The sequence below is a fragment of the Streptomyces sp. UC4497 genome, from assembly GCF_054871485.1.
In genome coordinates this window covers 81,924-98,194 of the sequence record NZ_JBTYHB010000001.1, presented here as the reverse complement: position 1 = coordinate 98,194, position 16,271 = coordinate 81,924, and the positions used below count along the sequence as shown (strand labels likewise).

Annotated in this window: 15 protein-coding genes; 9 read left to right on the top strand and 6 right to left on the bottom strand. The window is 71.6% G+C overall.

Annotation, left to right across the window (positions count from 1 at the left end):
• Positions 1-76: 76 nt before the first annotated feature.
• Together ACYSUO_RS00330 and ACYSUO_RS00325 are read right to left on the bottom strand one after the other, a co-directional pair.
• Positions 77-1,720 (bottom strand): amidohydrolase, encoded by a 1,644-nt coding sequence (locus tag ACYSUO_RS00330; protein WP_461773916.1) that lies wholly within the window; start codon positions 1,718-1,720, stop codon positions 77-79.
• Positions 1,721-1,932: 212 nt separating this feature from the next.
• Complete coding sequence (locus ACYSUO_RS00325; protein ID WP_461773915.1) at positions 1,933-2,832, bottom strand: Lrp/AsnC family transcriptional regulator; 900 nt, start codon at positions 2,830-2,832, stop codon at positions 1,933-1,935.
• 177 nt (positions 2,833-3,009) lie between these two features.
• On the opposite strand from ACYSUO_RS00325, the gene ACYSUO_RS00320 reads away from it, so the two are divergent.
• The 3 genes from ACYSUO_RS00320 (at position 3,010) to ACYSUO_RS00310 (ending at position 6,116) form a co-directional block, all read left to right on the top strand.
• Positions 3,010-4,002: a C-terminal binding protein gene (locus ACYSUO_RS00320; RefSeq protein WP_461773914.1), complete on the top strand. Its 993-nt coding sequence runs from the start codon at positions 3,010-3,012 to the stop codon at positions 4,000-4,002.
• A complete protein-coding gene (locus ACYSUO_RS00315) occupies positions 3,999-4,787 on the top strand; it encodes a class II aldolase/adducin family protein (protein WP_461773913.1) in 789 nt (262 codons plus the stop codon). The genes ACYSUO_RS00320 and ACYSUO_RS00315 overlap by 4 nt, the downstream gene beginning before the upstream one ends.
• 63 nt (positions 4,788-4,850) lie before the next feature.
• The gene (locus ACYSUO_RS00310) at positions 4,851-6,116 is read left to right on the top strand and encodes an amidohydrolase (protein WP_461773912.1); all 1,266 of its coding nucleotides are present in this window, start codon (positions 4,851-4,853) and stop codon (positions 6,114-6,116) included.
• Between the two features lie 18 nt (positions 6,117-6,134).
• Here the strand turns inward: ACYSUO_RS00310 and rpsR are convergent, their stop codons facing one another.
• Genes rpsR through rpmG form a run of 4 tightly spaced genes read right to left on the bottom strand, consistent with a single transcriptional unit; the run spans position 6,135 to position 8,026 of the window.
• The gene (gene rpsR, locus ACYSUO_RS00305; protein ID WP_461773911.1) at positions 6,135-6,371 is read right to left on the bottom strand and encodes a 30S ribosomal protein S18; all 237 of its coding nucleotides are present in this window, start codon (positions 6,369-6,371) and stop codon (positions 6,135-6,137) included.
• 22 nt (positions 6,372-6,393) lie between these two features.
• Positions 6,394-7,548, bottom strand: a complete 1,155-nt coding sequence (locus ACYSUO_RS00300) for a CobW family GTP-binding protein (protein WP_461773910.1) — start codon at positions 7,546-7,548, stop codon at positions 6,394-6,396.
• The gene (locus ACYSUO_RS00295; protein ID WP_399238602.1) at positions 7,548-7,802 is read right to left on the bottom strand and encodes a type B 50S ribosomal protein L31; all 255 of its coding nucleotides are present in this window, start codon (positions 7,800-7,802) and stop codon (positions 7,548-7,550) included. The genes ACYSUO_RS00300 and ACYSUO_RS00295 overlap by 1 nt, the downstream gene beginning before the upstream one ends.
• A gap of 59 nt (positions 7,803-7,861) precedes the next feature.
• Positions 7,862-8,026, bottom strand: coding sequence for a 50S ribosomal protein L33 (rpmG, locus tag ACYSUO_RS00290; RefSeq protein ID WP_266718001.1), 165 nt, complete (start codon positions 8,024-8,026; stop codon positions 7,862-7,864).
• Positions 8,027-8,109: 83 nt separating this feature from the next.
• Here rpmG and rpmB point away from each other — a divergent pair, with 83 nt between their 5' ends.
• The 6 genes from rpmB (at position 8,110) to ACYSUO_RS00260 (ending at position 16,267) form a co-directional block, all read left to right on the top strand.
• Positions 8,110-8,346, top strand: coding sequence for a 50S ribosomal protein L28 (rpmB, locus tag ACYSUO_RS00285; protein ID WP_426896065.1), 237 nt, complete (start codon positions 8,110-8,112; stop codon positions 8,344-8,346).
• On the top strand, positions 8,346-8,651 hold the full coding sequence (rpsN, locus tag ACYSUO_RS00280; RefSeq protein WP_461773909.1) for a 30S ribosomal protein S14: 306 nt from the start codon (positions 8,346-8,348) through the stop codon (positions 8,649-8,651). Before rpmB ends, rpsN begins: the two co-directional genes overlap by 1 nt.
• A gap of 150 nt (positions 8,652-8,801) precedes the next feature.
• On the top strand, positions 8,802-10,637 hold the full coding sequence (locus ACYSUO_RS00275) for a SpoIIE family protein phosphatase (RefSeq protein WP_461773908.1): 1,836 nt from the start codon (positions 8,802-8,804) through the stop codon (positions 10,635-10,637).
• Between the two features lie 130 nt (positions 10,638-10,767).
• Positions 10,768-12,774, top strand: coding sequence for a beta-N-acetylhexosaminidase family protein (locus tag ACYSUO_RS00270; RefSeq protein ID WP_461773907.1), 2,007 nt, complete (start codon positions 10,768-10,770; stop codon positions 12,772-12,774).
• 630 nt (positions 12,775-13,404) lie between these two features.
• Positions 13,405-14,868 (top strand): sugar transferase, encoded by a 1,464-nt coding sequence (locus tag ACYSUO_RS00265; protein ID WP_461773906.1) that lies wholly within the window; start codon positions 13,405-13,407, stop codon positions 14,866-14,868.
• Positions 14,869-14,941: 73 nt separating this feature from the next.
• A complete protein-coding gene (locus tag ACYSUO_RS00260) occupies positions 14,942-16,267 on the top strand; it encodes a nucleotide sugar dehydrogenase (protein ID WP_461773905.1) in 1,326 nt (441 codons plus the stop codon).
• The last annotated feature ends 4 nt before the right edge of the window (positions 16,268-16,271 follow it).

Below are 16,271 nucleotides of genomic sequence, written 5' to 3'. Positions count from 1 at the left end.
GGGGAACTGCGCAACCCCAGCCACGGTGTGGCGCGCGATGGGGCCCTGCCATCCACGGGGCGGCCAGGCCCCCCGGCTACCCGCGAAGCGACCACACCCGGCTGCCGCCGATCCACGTCTCGCGCACGCGGATCCCGGCCAGTTCATCCGCGGCCACGGTCAGCGGATCGGCGTCGAGGACGCAGAAGTCGGCGAGCATGCCCGGCGCGAGCGCGCCCACCGCGTGCTCACGATGCAGCGCACTCGCCGCGGCCGCGGTGTGCGCGTGCAGACCGTCCGCGACCGACAGCCGCAGCGACTCGTCACCGAGGACGGTGCCGAGGACCGTGCGCCGAGTGGCCGCCGCGGACACCGCCTCCAGCGGCGCGGGCGGCGCGACCGGCGCGTCCGAGGAGAACACGACCGGCACATCGGCCCCGGCGCAGCGGCCCGCCGGGTTATAGCGGTGCCCCATCTCGCCGATCGCGGTCAACGTGCCGTCGCCGGTGCGCAGATGGTGCTGCGGCTGCATGACGGGGACGACGCCGAGCGCGCCCATCCGCTCGATCTGCTCGTCCGTCGGAAGCCCCGAGTGCTCCACGCGGTGACGCATGTCGTCCCGCGGCCGGTCGGCCTGCGCCTTCTCGATCGCGTCGAGGACCATGCCGATGGCGTACGGGGACTGGGCGTGCGTGGCGGTCTGCAGACCGGCGGCGTGGGCGCGGCGGACGATCTCCGCGTACTCCTCGACCGAGTGGTACAGCTGCCCATGGTGGCAGCAGTCGGCGGCGTACCCCTCGGGGAAGTACGCGGTCCAGCCGCCGAGCGTGCCGTCGGCGTAGAACTTGACGCCCTGGATGCGGAACAGGTCGTCACCGAAGCCACGCACAGCGCCCAGCTCCAGAGCGGTGTCGAGCAACGCCGAAGTGAGATAGGCGCTCACCCGCATGCGCAGTGAACCGTCCGACCGCGCCCGCAGGTACGTCTCCATCTCGCGCCGCGAGACCTGCGCGTCGCCGATCGTGGTGACACCGGCGGCGAGGAACACCTCCTGGGCGCGCAGCAGATGGTCGGCCATGATGTCTTCGGGCTCGGAGAGGTGGAAGTTCGGGCCGTGGTTGCCGATCTTCACGCCGGCCGGTCCAGTGAGCAGGTCGCAGGCGGCGTCCCAGAGCTGCCCGTCGGGCTCCCCGTTCTCGAAGTGGCCGATGCTGCCGCCCTCGGGCGATGGGGTGCCCGCGGTGATCCGACAGGTGCGCAGCGTATGGGAGTTGACGACGCCGCCGTGCCCGGAGGCGTTCATGACGTAGACCTCGCGGTCGTCGGCGACGCGGTCCAGGTCGTGGCAGCTGGGGTGGCGGCCCTCGGCGAGGCGCCGGTGCTCGTAGCCGAAGCCGCGCACCGGGACGCCGGCGGGCAGCTCGCGGGCCGCCTCGCGCAGCACCTCGACGAGCGTGTCGATGTCCGGCACGCGCTCGGGGCGCAGGTCGACCCAGGCGAGCGCCTGCCCGTACATCACCGGGTGGCAGTGGGCGTCGACGAAGCCGGGGTGGACGAGGCCGCCGTCGAGCGTCAGCTCCTCGTCGACCCGGCCGCCGAGCGCGGCGCGGGCCTCCTCGACGGTGCCGACATGCACGATGCGGTCGCCGCGGACGGCGAGGGCCTCGGCCCGGACAGTGGTGCCGGCGGCGGCTACGGCGGCGCCGGTGACGAGGAGCGTGTGCTCGGGGGAGCGGGGCATGGCAGGCCTGCTTTCGACCGGGAACGTACGGGGGTGTGCCGACAGACGATTCGGCTCGCTGAACCATAGATAGCGAACGACTGGTTGACCAGAGGGTCCGGCCAAGAATGTTTGTAAAGTCGAATCGCCAGATGGGTTACGTATCGACTGTGCACCCCGGCGCGGACCGGTGATCGGTCCGCGCGGCCCGTCCGCCGGGCCCGTCCCCAGGGTCAGTCCGTGCGCGGCCCCAGGTCGTAGCGCTCCTTGATCAGTTCGAGGTGGAGCCAGCTCTCCACCTCCCGCACGGCGGACAGTTCGCGCATCTCCTCGAGCGTGGCGCGCACCGCCGCGAACGACTCCGCGGTGATCGTGCCGACCAGTTCGGCGCCGCCCAGACATGTCGACAGGAACGTCACGCGTTCGAAGGGGGCGACCTTTTCGGCGACGTCCGCCGCCGCGCCGTCGACCCGCAGGCTGAACCCGCACAGGTAGCCCATGCCGAGCACGTCGGGGCGGACCAGGGCCACCACCTTGGCGACTCCGCCCTCCAGCAGGCGCAGGGTGCGCGCGCGGGTCGCGCCCGCCGACAGGCCGACGCGGGCGGCGAGTTCGGCGAACGCGAGGCGGCCGTCCTCCTCGAGTTCGGCGAGGATCCGCTCGTCCATCGCGTCGAGCGCGCTCACGGTCGGCTCCCGCGTCAGGAGGTACGGGTCCTTGACGTGGCGCGTCGCGACGAGCGCGTCCACCGCGCGCACCCCTGGCAGCGCCCGGATCTGCTCGATGGTCCGGTCGAGCGCGCCGAAGCCCGCCGTGCGCAGCTCCGTCATGATGGCGCGCCGCCCGCTGGTCAGTGTCACGAACGGCGCCTCGGGCAGCGCGGCGATCGCGCGGGCGGCCGGGCCCGCGGGTCCTTCGGTGTCGATCGCCAGATGCGCGGAGGCCGACAGGTCGCGCACCGCCGGGTGCACGATCGCCACGACGCGTACGGCGCCCGACTCCTGGAGCCGCTGCACGCGCATCCGTGCCGCGGGCCGGGACAGGCCCACCCGCTGCGCCAGCGTCTCGTACGTGAGGCGGCCGTCGCTCTGCAGCTCGCGCACGATGCGCAGGTCGGTCTCGTCGAGATCCACGTGCTGTTCCCCTCGGCGGTTCGGTTGCGGCCCGGCCGTGGACCGGCCGGGCGCCCGATCATTGTCGGTCACCGGATGGGCGACCGTCTCGTTCGGTCTGGACAATTGTGGCAGTCGAAACGTAGGTTTCGTTCCCGTAAGTCGATCGAATCATTTCTGAGTGCCCTGGAGGATGGTGTGCCGCGACCCGTCGTCGTGATCACCGACACCGAGGAGCTGGACCCCGAGCCTGGCGTCCGTCTCCTCGTCGATGCCGGCTGGGAGGTGCGGGTCGTCGGCAGCCGGGACCCGGAGGCGATCGGCGCCGCCACGCACGACGCCGACGCGCTGATCGTCGGGTACGCGCGCGTGGACGCGGACCTGCTCGACCGCACGCCCAAGGTGCGGATGATCGCCACCATGTCGGCGGGCTACGACATGATCGATGTCGCGGAGGTGGAGCGGCGCGGGCTGTGGCTGGCGAACCTGCCGCACTCCGCGACCGAGGACGTCGCCGTGCACGCCCTCGCCCAGGCGCTCGCGCTGACCCGCCGCCTGCCGCAGGCCGACGCCGTGGTCCGCTCCGGCGGCTGGAACACCGAACTGCACGAAGTGCCGCGCCGTGCCAGCGAGTTGACGCTCGGACTGGTCGGCATGGGCCGCATCGCCCGCACCCTCGCCCGCCTCGCCGCGCCCCTCTTCGGCACGGTCGCCGCGCACGACCCACGCGCCACAAACTGGCCCGAGGGTGTCGAGCGCCTCGACCTGGACACGCTCGTGGAGCGCGCCGACGTCCTGTCGCTGCACGTCCCCTCGACCCCGCAGACCAGGGGCATGGTCGACGCAGAACTGCTGGCCCGCATGCGCCCCGGCAGCGTCCTCGTCAACGTCTCCCGGGGCGACCTCGTCGACCCTGGCGCCCTGCTCGCCGCCCTCGACAGTGGCCACCTCGCGGGCGCCGCCCTCGACGTCTTCCCCGTCGAACCGCCCGCGCCGGACGACCGCTTGCGCAGCCACCCGCGCCTCCTGCTCTCCCCGCACAGCGCCTTCCTCTCCGACGCCTCGCTGCGCGCCTACGTCACCGAGCCCGCGCGCAACGTCATCGCCTGGCAGACCACAGGGCGCCCGCACACCCCCGTCGTCGACCCCACCTCTCGTAACGCCTCTCGTACGCAAGGAGCACTCGCGTGACCGACACCCTCACCGCCCCCGTCACGGCCGACGACGCCGCCCAGGAGGAGCTGCGCCTGCGCCGCGAACTGGCCGCCGTCTACCGCCTCGTCGCGCACTTCCGCATGACCGACCTGATCTTCACGCACATCTCGCAGCGCCTCCCGGGCCCGGACAACCACTTCCTGATCAACCCCTACGGCCTGCTCTTCGAGGAGATCACCGCCTCGAACCTCGTCAAGATCGACCTCGACGGCAACGCGGTCGAGCCGAGCCCGCACCCCGTCAACCCGGCCGGCTTCATGATCCACAGCGCGATCCACAAGGCCCGCCCCGACGCCCACTGCGTGCTGCACACGCACACCAAGGCCGGCTGCGCCGTCGCCGCGCAGCAGGGCGGGCTGCTCCCCGTCAACCAGATGTCGATGGAGTTCCACAACCGCGTCGGCTACCACGACTACGAGGGCGTCGCCCTCAACTTCGCCGAGCAGGAGCGCCTCGTCGAGGACCTCGGCACCCACCCGGCGCTGATCCTGCGCAACCACGGCCTGCTGACCGTCGGCGAGAGCGCCAAGCAGGCGTTCCTGCGCATGTACTACCTGGAGAAGGCCTGCGAGATCCAGGTCACCGCGCAGGCGGGCGGACAGCTGATCATCCCGTCCGAGCAGGTCTGCGAGTACACCGCCCAGCAGCTCACCGGCGAGGGCGAGGCGTCCTCGGACGTCGAGGACGACATCGCGTACGACCTGGCCTGGGGCGCGCTGCTGCGGCTCGTGGAGCGGATCGCGCCGGACTACAAGGAGTGAGCGTGCGGCGGTGCCGGGGCCGGGGTGTACTGAAGGGACGCCCCCAGGTGAAGGGACCCCTTCGTGAGCCGCGCAACCGACACCGTCCTCAAGGGACTTGAGGAGATCCGCCCCTGGGTGGAGGACCTCTACAAGGACCTCCACACCCACCCCGAACTGGGGCTGAGGGAGCACCGCACCGCCGCCAAGGCCGCCGAGGCGTTGCGCGCCGACGGCTACGAGGTCACCGAGGGCATCGGCGGCACCGGCCTGATCGGCGTACTGCGCGGCGGCGAGGGCCCCACGGTGCTGCTCCGCGCCGACATGGACGCCCTGCCCGTGGCCGAGGCGACGGGCCTTCCCTACGCCTCGATCGCCACCGCGCAGAACGCCGACGGCACATCGGTGCCCGTGATGCACGCCTGCGGCCACGACGTGCACGTCGCCTCGATGCTGGGCTTCGCCCGGCTGATGGCGAGGTCCCCCGACGCCTGGCACGGCACCGTGGTGGTGCTCTTCCAGCCCGCCGAGGAGGACGGGGTGGGCGCCGACGCGATGGTCGCGGACGGCCTGGTGGACCGCTCGCCCCGGCCGGACGTCGTCCTCGCCCAGCACGTCCTGCCGTACCCGGCGGGCTACGTCGGTATCAAGCCGGGTTCCTTCCTGTCCGCTGCCGACAGCACGAAGGTCACGCTGTACGGGCGCGGCGCCCACGGCTCCATGCCGCAGCACGCCATCGACCCGGTGGTGATGGCCGCCATGGCCGTCGTCCGGCTGCAGACCGTGGTCTCGCGCGAGCTTGGGGCCGCGACCCCCGCCGTGCTCACCGTCGGCAGCATCACGGCCGGCACGGGACCGAACATCATCCCCGACCGGGCCGTGCTGCAGCTCAACGTCCGTACGTACGACGAGGAGACGCGGGCCGACGTCCGCGCCGCCGTCGAGCGCATCGTGCGGGCCGAGGCCGCCGCGTCCGGCGCGACCCGCGACCCGGAGTTCGAGACGCTCGCCGCCTTTCCGCCCACGGTCAACGACGAGGCCCCGACCGGCACCGTCGCCGCCGCCTTCACCGAGCACTTCGGCGACCAGGCCCACACCATCGAGCGGCAGACGGCCAGCGAGGACATGAGCCGCATCCCCGAGGCCTTCGGCGTCCCCTTCACGTACTGGGGGATCGGCGGCACGGACCCCGCGGCCTACGAGAAGGCGGCCGCGGCGGGTCGGCTCACCTCGTACATCCCGGTGAACCACAGCCCGCACTTCGCGCCGGTCCTCCAGCCCACGCTCGACACGGGGATCCGCGCGCTCACCGCGGCCACGCTGGCTTGGCTGGCCGCACCGGAGGACTGACCGGCGCGGCCGCCCCGCTCACCTGTTCCCGTACGGCAGCAGTGCCATCTCGCGGGCGTTCTTGATGGCGGCGCTCACCTGGCGTTGCTGTTGGACCGTGAGACGGGTGACGCGGCGGCTGCGGATCTTGCCGCGGTCGGAGATGAACTGGCGCAGCAGGTCGGTGTCCTTGTAGTCGACGTAGGTGATGCCGGCCGCGTCGAGGGGGTTCGGACGCGGCTTGGCGGGCTTGCGCGGGATGCGGGGGCGGGGCATGTCGGTGCTTCCTTCCGGTGGGTCAGCGTGCGGGGTCGAGGAGCGGGTCGAAGGCGGCGGGGAGCCGGCTCCAGCCGTCCGGACCCGCGCGGTACTCGTCGTCGGTGAGCAGGCAGGAGTCGAGGAGCGCGGTCAGTCCCTCACGGTCGAGGGCGGGGGAGGTGAACACGAGGTGCTGGCAGCGGTCGCCGTGCTCCGGATGCCAGTCCATGGCCGCCGCCGCGCGCCGTTCGGGTGGCACCAACTCCCAGGCGGCGTCGGGCAGTGAGTGCAGCCAGGGCCCGCAGTCGTCGACGCCGAGCGCGCCGCCCGCCGCGTCCCAGGACAGCAGGGTGTCGGGCCGGTCGGCGAGCCAGAACCGCCCCCGGCTGCGGGCCGCGGCGCAGCACAGATCCTCCAGGGCGTCGAAAAGACGCTGCGGATGGAACGGCCGGTGCCGGTGCCATACGAGGGTGCCGACCCCGGCCTCGTCCGCCTCCTGCGGCAGCCGGGCACTGGCCGGGTGCTGCGCGGTGCGCGCCGCCTCGACGTCGAACCCGGCGAGGACGAGCCGGGCCAGTTCGGTCGACCGGGACGGCACCTGCCGCCCCGTCGGGTGCAGCTGGGTGAGCAGGGCCCGGTCCTCCTCGTCCGCCTCCGGACTCTCGGTGACGGCGATGACGGAGGCGTACTCCAGCTGCCGGGCCCAGGTGTCCGCGACCGTACGCTGATCGCTCGCGGCCGCCGCGAGTCCCGCCTCGGCGAGGTCGTCCCCGTTGCCCAGATAAGGGAGGACGAGCGCGGGGTCGACGGCCGTGACGACACCGGTCAACTGCAGCGCGGGCGCACCGTGCGCGGCGACGACATCCGCCATGGCCTGTGGCTCGACGGAGTCCCACAGTTCCACGACGGCGAGGCGGGTGAGCCCGTCGCCCGCGAGGCGTTCGAGCTCCGGCACGAGGTCCTCACGCAGGGCGCAGCAGGCGCAGTCGTTGACCAACGGCGCCTCGCCGCGGCCGAGTTCACCGGACGCGTTCCGGATCGTGCGGGTCACGGTCCCCGACGGGGCGGTGCCGAGGTCGTGGTGGAGGGCCACGCTGGACGGCACCGCGTCGAGCAGGCCCCGCACCACCTCCCGGCGCGCTTCGCTGTGCAGGCCGCCGACGATCACGACGGGCAGCCGGTCGTCGCCGCCCATCATCGGGCCCCTCGGCGGCCGAAGCGGCGCTCGAAGCGCTCGACCCGTCCCGCGGTGTCCATGACGCGGGCGGTGCCGGTGTAGAAGGGGTGGCTCGCCGAGGAGACCTCGACGTCGTACACGGGGTAGGTCCGGCCGTCCTCCCACTCGACGGTGCGGTCGGTGGTGAGGGTGGATCGGGTCAGGAAGGCGAATCCGGCGGCCTTGTCGCGGAAGACAACGGGCCGGTAGGCCGGGTGGATGCCGGGCTTCATGGCGGACTCCAGATGGTTCGGGTGCTTCAGGTGGATCGGGTGGTTGTGCGGGCCGGCGGTCAGCGTTCTTCGCGGTGGTCGACGTGCCGGCCGATCACGGGGTCGTACTTGCGCAGGACCAGGCGGTCCGGGTTGTTCCTGCGGTTCTTGCGGGTGACGTAGGTGTGGCCCGTGCCTGCCGTGGAGCGGAGTTTGACGATCGGGCGCAGTTCGTTGCGTGCCATGCCGCTACTATATGGCAATGGTTTCCATGTTCAATAACGGGGCCATGGTCACGCACGACACAGGACGAACGGAGAGGGACCGCATGTCCGCCCACTGCCAACTGACCGGAGCCGCACCGCGCTTCGGTAATCGCATCTCCCACTCGCACCGGCGCACCTCGCGCCGCTTCGACCCGAACATCCAGCGCAAGCGCTACTGGCTGCCCAGCGAGGGCCGCAGCGTGCGGCTCACCCTGAGCGCCAGGGGAGTCAAGACCGTCGACGTCATCGGCATCGAGGCCGCGGTCGCGCGGATCCGCGCGCGAGGGGGGAAGGTCTGATGGCGAAGAAGAGCAAGATCGCGAAGAACGAGAAGCGGAAGGCGATCGTCGAGCGGTACGCCGTCCGGCGCGCGGCGCTGAAGGAGATCGTCCGGCGCCCCGACACCCCGGAGGCCGAGCGCGACGGGGCCCTGGCCGAACTGCGCCGGCAGCCGCGCGACGCCAGTGCGACGCGGGTCCGCAACCGCGACAGCGTGGACGGCAGGCCGCGCGGGCACCTGCGCAAGTTCGGCCTCTCCCGGGTGCGGCTGCGGGAGGAGGCACACGCGGGACACCTGCCGGGGGTCACCAAGTCCTCCTGGTGACACGGTCACGTCCGGGCGCGCGGCAGGGCTCTGCGCCGGTCGCGCGCCCGGCGCGGTCGCCCGCATGGCGTGCGCGAGCGGGCGCGGTACGGCCGATCGTCGGACGATGGTGTGAAACCGGAGTGCGTCGAGCCGAGGGGAGTGCCGCAGGTGGGTGGCGGGCGCGAGCGCGGAATCCCCGAAGAGGAGCCCGAGGGGCACGAGGAACCAGAGGCGTACGACGTCGAGGTCCGTCAGGTCGACGTGCTCAACCGGTTGGCAGGACCGGCCTCCGGAGGGCCGGGCGCGGGCTCGGAGCGGCCCCCGCGGCGCCCGGGTACGAGCCACCGGGACACCGACCTGGTCGTCACCGGGCACGCGCTGGCCCGCGTCGCGTCACTGGGGGAGGCCCTCACGCTGATCTCCCAGCTGGCCGACGACACCTTCCCGCTGCGCGGGCAGGCGGTCTTTCGGGCGGACCGTGAAGTGCTGCACTGCGTCGGCCAGTTCGGCCTGAGCGACGGCGAGGCCGACGCGTTCCGGCTGCCGCTGCGCACGGCCCACCCCGCGGCCCAGGTGGCCAGAACCGGGCGGCCCGTGGTGCTGCCCTCGCCGCAGGACTACCGGGACCGGTTCCCCTCCGCCAGCGGCTACGCGGAGCCGGCGCGGTACGAGTCGTGGGCGTTCCTGCCGCTCACCACGTACGGCCAGCTCACCGGCGTGTGGATGGCCGCCTTCGACGCCCCGGTGGAGACGACCGGCGGCACCGGCACCTTCCTGGTGACCCTCGCCCGGCTGCTTGGCCAGTGCATCGAGCAGACCTACGACGGCCAGGCGGACCGCACCCTCTCGCAGAGCCTGCGCAGCAGCATGGGCCGCATCGGCCCGGGTCCCGAAGGGGTCACCGTCACCGCCCGTTACGTACCCACCGGCGGCGGGCTCATGGTCGGCGGCGACTGGTTCGACAGCATCACCCTGCCCAACGGGCGCCTCGGCCTGGTGATCGGCGACGTCCAGGGCCACGATGTGCAGGCCGCCGGACTGATGTCACAGCTGCGCACCGCCATCCACGCCTATGCGGCCGAGGGCCACGGCCCCGACGCCGTCCTCGTGCGCGCCTCCCACTTCCTGGCATCTCTCGGCGAGGGCCGCTTCGCCACCTGCATCTACCTGGAGGCCGACCCCGCGACGGGCACGCTGCGCATCGCCCGCGCCGGGCACCCGCACCCGGTCCTGCGGCTGCCGGACGGCACCTGCCTGCTCAAGCACGTGCGCGGCGGGCTGCCCCTGGGGCTCGACCTCGGCGAGGACGACTACCCGGTCAGTCTTCTCACGCTGCGGGAGAACGAGATCCTCATGCTGTGCACGGACGGCCTGATCGAGTCCGGCGGCCACGACATGTACTCCGGCTGGCTCCGGGTCCGGGGCGCGCTGACGCCGGGCGGCGCGGACGACATCGACGGCATGGCCGACCGGCTCCTGAACGCGGTCGTCGCCCCGCAGTCCACGCAGCCGGGCGACCGCCCCGTCACCTCCTTCACCGAGGACGACATCGCCCTGCTGCTCCTGCGCCGCGACTCCCTCGGCGACCACGCGGACCGGACGGGGCGCAACCTGCGGTTCACCCTCGAACAGGACCAGGCCCAGGGCATCGCCGACGCCCGCATCGAGTTCCAGGGGCTGCTCCACGACTGGGCCCGCCCCGAACAGGTCGACACCGCCCTGCTCCTCGTCTCCGAACTCCTCGGCAACGTACTGATCCATACCGAGCAGGCCGCCGTGCTGCGCGCCGACATCAGCGGCGCCGAGGGCCACCGCCGGCTGCGCGTGGAGGTCTCCGACCGCAGCGACGAGGTCCCGAACCGCCGCGCCCCCGGCGAACTCTCCTCCTCCGGCCGCGGGCTCGTCCTCCTCGACCTCCTGGCCCACCGCTGGAACCTCCGCCCGGAGCCGGAGGGGAAGACGGTGTGGTTCGAACTGGACGAGGACGGGCCCGAGGAGCCGTAAGGCAACTTGGCCGTTGGGCAACTCCTCGTCGGTTACGGGATCTTGACACCGCCATGGATGGGTGGTGGTTTAGACCACGTGCCCCCGCCCGAAGGCGAGGGTCCGCTTCCGTGGAGGTGCAGTGTCCCGTATGCCTGAACGTCATTCGTCCTGTCTTCCCCGTGTCACCCGCCCCGCTCTCGTCGGCGCCGCGCTCCTGCTCACCCTGGGGGCGGTCGCCGTGCCCGCCCAGGCGCTCCAGGGTGCGCCGGGCGCGGTCGGTGCCGGCTCGGCGGCGAAGTTGCCCGTTGTCACGCCCACTCCGCAGGACATGAGATCGGCGGGCGCCGACCTGCGCGTGCCGGACCGGGTGCGGCTCGTCCTCGGTGACGGGGTCGACGCGTCGAGCATCGAGGTGATCAAGCGGGCGCTGGCCGCCGCCGGGGCCCGGTCCGTCGACACCGTCAAGGCCGGTGACGCCGCCAAGTCGGCACCGAGGTCTGGTGTGTTGACCGTTGTGGCCGGTTCCATCAAGGACACCGCGGTGGCCGCCGCGCTCAAGGCCGCGGGCGGCACCGTGCCCGACACCCTGAACCCGGAGGGCTACTCCCTCGCGTCCCGGGGCGCCGCCGGTTCTGACATCGTTGTCCTCGCGGGCAACGACGGCGACGGTGTCTACTACGCCGCCCAGACACTGCGTCAGCTGGTGACCGGGGCGCACAGCATCGCGGCCGTCTCGATCACCGACTACCCGAGCATGCCGCTGCGCGGCAGCATCGAGGGCTTCTACGGCGCGCCCTGGTCGCACAGCGACCGCGTCGACCAACTCGCCTTCTACGGCGACGTCAAGGCGAACACGTACATCTACACGCCGAAGGACGACACGTACCTGCGGGAGAAGTGGCGTACGCCCTATCCCGCCGACAAGCTCGCCGATCTGCGCGAACTGATCGAGAAGGCCGCCGCCCACCATGTCGACTTCACGTACGCGGTCTCCCCGGGCCTGTCCGTCTGTTACAGCGACCCCGACGACGTCAAGGCCCTGAAGGAGAAGCTGGGTTCGCTGTACGACCAAGGGGCCCGCAGCTTCTATGTGGCGCTCGACGACATCAGCTACACCAAGTGGAACTGCGACGCCGACCAGGCGAAGTACGGGGCGCCGGGGCGGGCCGCCGCGGGGCAGGCGCAGACCGATCTGCTCAACGCGGTGCAGCAGGACTTCATCGACACCCACGAGGGCGCGAAGCCGCTCCAGTTCGTGCCCACCGAGTACTCCGACACGGCGGACTCCGCGTACAAGTCGGTGCTGCGCGAGAAGTTGGACCCGAAGGTCGTCGTGCAGTGGACCGGCACCGACGTCGTGCCGCCCTCCATCAGTCTCGCGGACGCCAAGGCCGCGTCCACGGTGTGGGGTCGCAAGGTGTTCCTTTGGGACAACTATCCGGTGAACGACTACGGGCAGACCACGGGACGGCTCCTGATGGCCCCGTACGACAAGCGGGAAGCCGGTCTGCACAAGGAGTTGAGCGGCATCGTGCTCAACCCGATGAACCAGGCGGCGCCGAGCAAGGTCGCGCTCTTCGGCGGCGCCTCGTTCGCCTGGAACGACGAGAACTACGATCCGGACCGCACGTGGCGCGCGGCCGCCGACTACCTGGCCGGCGGCGACCGGGACACCGCGCGGGCCCTGCTCGCCTTCTTCGACACCCAGCACCTCGCGCCGACCTTCGGCGACACGAACTGGCAGCCGCAGGCGCCCGAACTCGCCGCGCGCATCGACGAGTTCCGCAAGGCGTGGGACGGCGGGTCCGGCGCCGAGCGGCGGGCGGCGCTGCGTCAGTTTTCGGCCTACGCCGACGTACTAGCCGACGCCCCGGAGCGGATTCGCGCCGGAATGAAGGATCAGGCCTTCCTGGCGCAGACGAAGCCGTGGCTCGACGCCCTCGAACTGTGGGGCGGCGCCCTGAACGCCACACTGGACGGGCTGCGTGCCCAGCTCAACTCCGGTAGTGGGGAAGCGGAGTTCGCGAAGGCGGCCGACCTGGCGAAGCAGGCCTCGGCCATCACCACCATCCCCAACACCACCCGTCCGCAGGGCCCGATCAAGGTGGCCGACGGAGTGCTGGACACCTTTATTGAGCAGGCGCCTCAGATGTGACCCAGCGGTGGCCCCACCGCCGACGCCCGCCCCGGTACGTGACCGGGGCGGGCGTTGTCTTTTCCGGGTTCCGTACCGACGTGCGGGGGCGTCTTCGCGCCGAAATTGGCTGATCGTGTAGGCAACTTCAAACCTTGACCACAAATTCCACACATCACTCTCTATGGGCGGCCTCAATGGTCTAGATTGACCGTGCTTCACATGCCGGGACACTAGGCGACAAATAACGATCTATGGGGGCCGGTGTGGCGCGCGACCGACCGCGGCCGCACCGAAATCGAACGGGGGGTGATCGTTTCGTGGTGCCCGACCAGGGCCCTGGAGGCGCGGGGAGCGCCCCACGGGTCGAGGGAATCCCGAGCGGCTCGGCCCTCGGATCCCCGGCAGTGAGCCAAGTCCGCCGACGAGTGAGCGGACTGCTCGTGCGGCGCTGAATCAACCAGTACGGCATCACGGGAGGCGGGGGCCTCCTGAGGGGGAGGAGCGGCGCGGTGCGGTGCGGGGGGCGGGGGGCCTCCCGAGGAGGGGAAACAGCACGGGGGGCGGCGGCCTCCCGAGGGGGGAGTAACCGTGTGGGGCGAGCACGTCGAACCCGCTGGTGACCGGGACGGGGCTGTACAGCAGGGGGAATTGGTCAGCCCGTTCCCACCGGACCACGGGCGTCCGGTGAACGGGGCACTGCGCCGGCCCGCGAGCGACTGGGAGCAGCGTTACCGCCGCATCGTGATCATGAGCGATACGGTGGCGACCGCCCTCGTGGTGGCGGCCATCGGAGGCTTCTTCGGGGTCAGGGACGCGGCCAACTGGCACGAGAAATGGAAGATCCTCGCGTTCGGCACCGAGTTACTGGTGCTGGGGGCGCTGGCGGTGAGCCGCTCGTGGGCCCCGGCCGTACTCGGCCAGGGCGCCGAGGAATTCCGCCGACTCGGACGTTCGCTGTTCGCGGCGACCGTCGTGCTCGCGCTCGGCGGGATCGCCCTGACCTCGCGCAACATCAAGCTCTGGATATTCGTCGCGATCCCCGCGATCGCGGTCGTCACCATGACCGCGCGCTATCTGCTGCGGCTGTGGCTGCACAGACAGCGCAAGGAAGGACGCTGCCTGCGACCGGTGCTCGCCGCCGGGAGCCCGGCCACCGTCAGCGACCTGATCAGCAGAACACGCAAGTTCCCGCACATCGGCTGGCAGGTGGAGGCGGTCTGCACGACGGACGGTCACGGGCTCGACGGTGACCACCTGGACGGGGTGCCGGTCGTCGGCCCCCTGACGGACGTCGCGAGCCACGTCCAGCGCGACGGCTACCGGGTCGTCGCGGTCACCCCCGACGCACACTGGACGCCGGACCGGCTGCAGCGCCTCGCCTGGAACCTCGAGGGCAGCGACGCCGAAATGGTCGTGGCCCCCGTGCTGATGGAGGTGGCGGGACCGCGGCTGCACGTGGACGCGGTACTGGGCATACCGCTGCTGCGGGTCAGCATGCCGGCGTTCACCGGGGGACGCCGGGCGATCAAGGAGATGGTCGACCGGCTCGGCGCGCTGCTGCTGATCCTGCTGTTCACGCCGCTGATGGTGCTCGTCGGCCTGTGCGTCCTGATGGACAGCCGGGGCGGGGTGTTCTACCGGCAGCGCAGGGTGGGCAAGGACGGCCGCGAGTTCACCATCGTCAAGTTCCGCACCATGGTCACCGGCGCCCACGGGAAGCGGGCCGGCCTCGCCGAGCGGAACGAGGGGGCGGGGCTGCTGTTCAAGCTCCGGCGGGATCCGAGGGTGACCCGGGTGGGGCACGTACTGCGCCGCTACTCGCTCGACGAACTCCCGCAGCTGTTCAACGTGTTGACCGGATCGATGTCGCTCGTCGGCCCGCGGCCCCCGCTGCCGGAGGAGTCCGCGGCGTACGGCCCGGACATCAGGCGGCGGCTGTTGGTCAAGCCCGGGTTGACCGGCCTGTGGCAGATCAGCGGGCGCAGCGACCTGCCGTGGGAGGAGGCGGTCCGCCTCGACCTGCGCTACGTCGAGGACTGGTCGCTCGCCCTGGACACGGTGATCTTGTGGAAGACGCTGCGGGCCGTGCTCCACGGACAAGGGGCGTACTGAAGCAGGGGGGACGCCGATTCGTCGGCGTATGAACGGCAGGTCACAAGGGCCTGCTCTGGGGGGAGGAACGGCAATGAGGATCAGCGTCCTAGGGCTCGGATACGTCGGCTGTGTGTCGGCGGCATGCCTGGCAGGACAGGGCCACGAGGTCATCGGCGTGGACGTGAACCAGGCGAAGGTCGACCTGGTCAACAGCGGCAGGGCCCCCGTGGTCGAGGAGCGGATCGGCGAACTCACCGCCGAGGTCGTGCGGACCGGCGCCCTGCGCGCCACCCGCGACGTCCGTGAGGCGATCATGAACAGCGATGTGTCGCTGATCTGCGTAGGTACGCCGTCGGAGCCCAACGGCAGCCTGTGCACCACGTACTTGGAGCGGGTCACCGAGCAGATCGGCGCCGCGCTGGCCGAACGCAAGGGGGAGGGTGGTCGGCACACGGTCGTGTTCCGCAGCACGATGCTCCCGGGCACCTGCCTGAACCTGCTGGTGCCGATCCTGGAGAAGAGCCTCGGCGGCACGGCGGGCGTCGACTTCGGCGTCGCGGTCAACCCGGAGTTCCTGCGCGAGGGCACGAGCGTGCGGGACTTCTTCGACCCGCCCAAGACCGTCATCGGCCAGCTCGACCAGGCCAGCGGCGACGTCGTGGCCCAGCTGTACGAGGGGCTGCCCGGCGAGGTGTTCCGGGTGCCGGTCCCGGTCGCCGAGGCCATCAAGTACGCGGACAACTCGTTCCACGGCCTCAAGATCGGCTTCGCGAACGAACTGGGCGCCGTGTGCCAGGCGTTGGGCGTGGACTCGCACCAGGTGATGGACGTGTTCCTCGCCGACCGCAAGCTCAACATCAGCTCCGCGTACCTGCGGCCCGGCTTCGCCTTCGGCGGCTCCTGCCTGCCCAAGGACCTGCGCAGCCTGGTGCACGCCGCGCGGCGGGCCGATGTCTCCGTGCCGATCCTGTCCCACGTGCTGGCGTCCAACGCCGACCACCTGCAGCGAGCGGTGGAGCTCGTCGAGCGCACCGGCAAGCGCAAGGTGGGCCTGTTCGGCCTGTCCTTCAAGCCCGGCACCGACGATCTGCGCGAGAGCCCGCTCGTCGAGCTCGCGGAGCGGCTCTACGGCAAGGGATACGACCTCAAGATCTACGACGCCAACGTCAGCCTCTCCCGGCTGATGGGGGCCAACCGCGAGTACATCGAGGGCCGCCTTCCGCACCTCGCGCAGCTGCTCGCGGACTCCGTCGACGAGGTGCTCGAGCACGCGGAGGTGTGCCTCGTCGGCACCAGGGACGAGTCCGTCCTGTCGGCGCTGCCCCTCAGCGGTGGCCCGGCGATCGTCGACCTCGTCCGCCTTCCCGACGCCGAGGCGCGTCGGGCCGAACCGGGGTACATGGGCCTTGCTTGGTGACGCG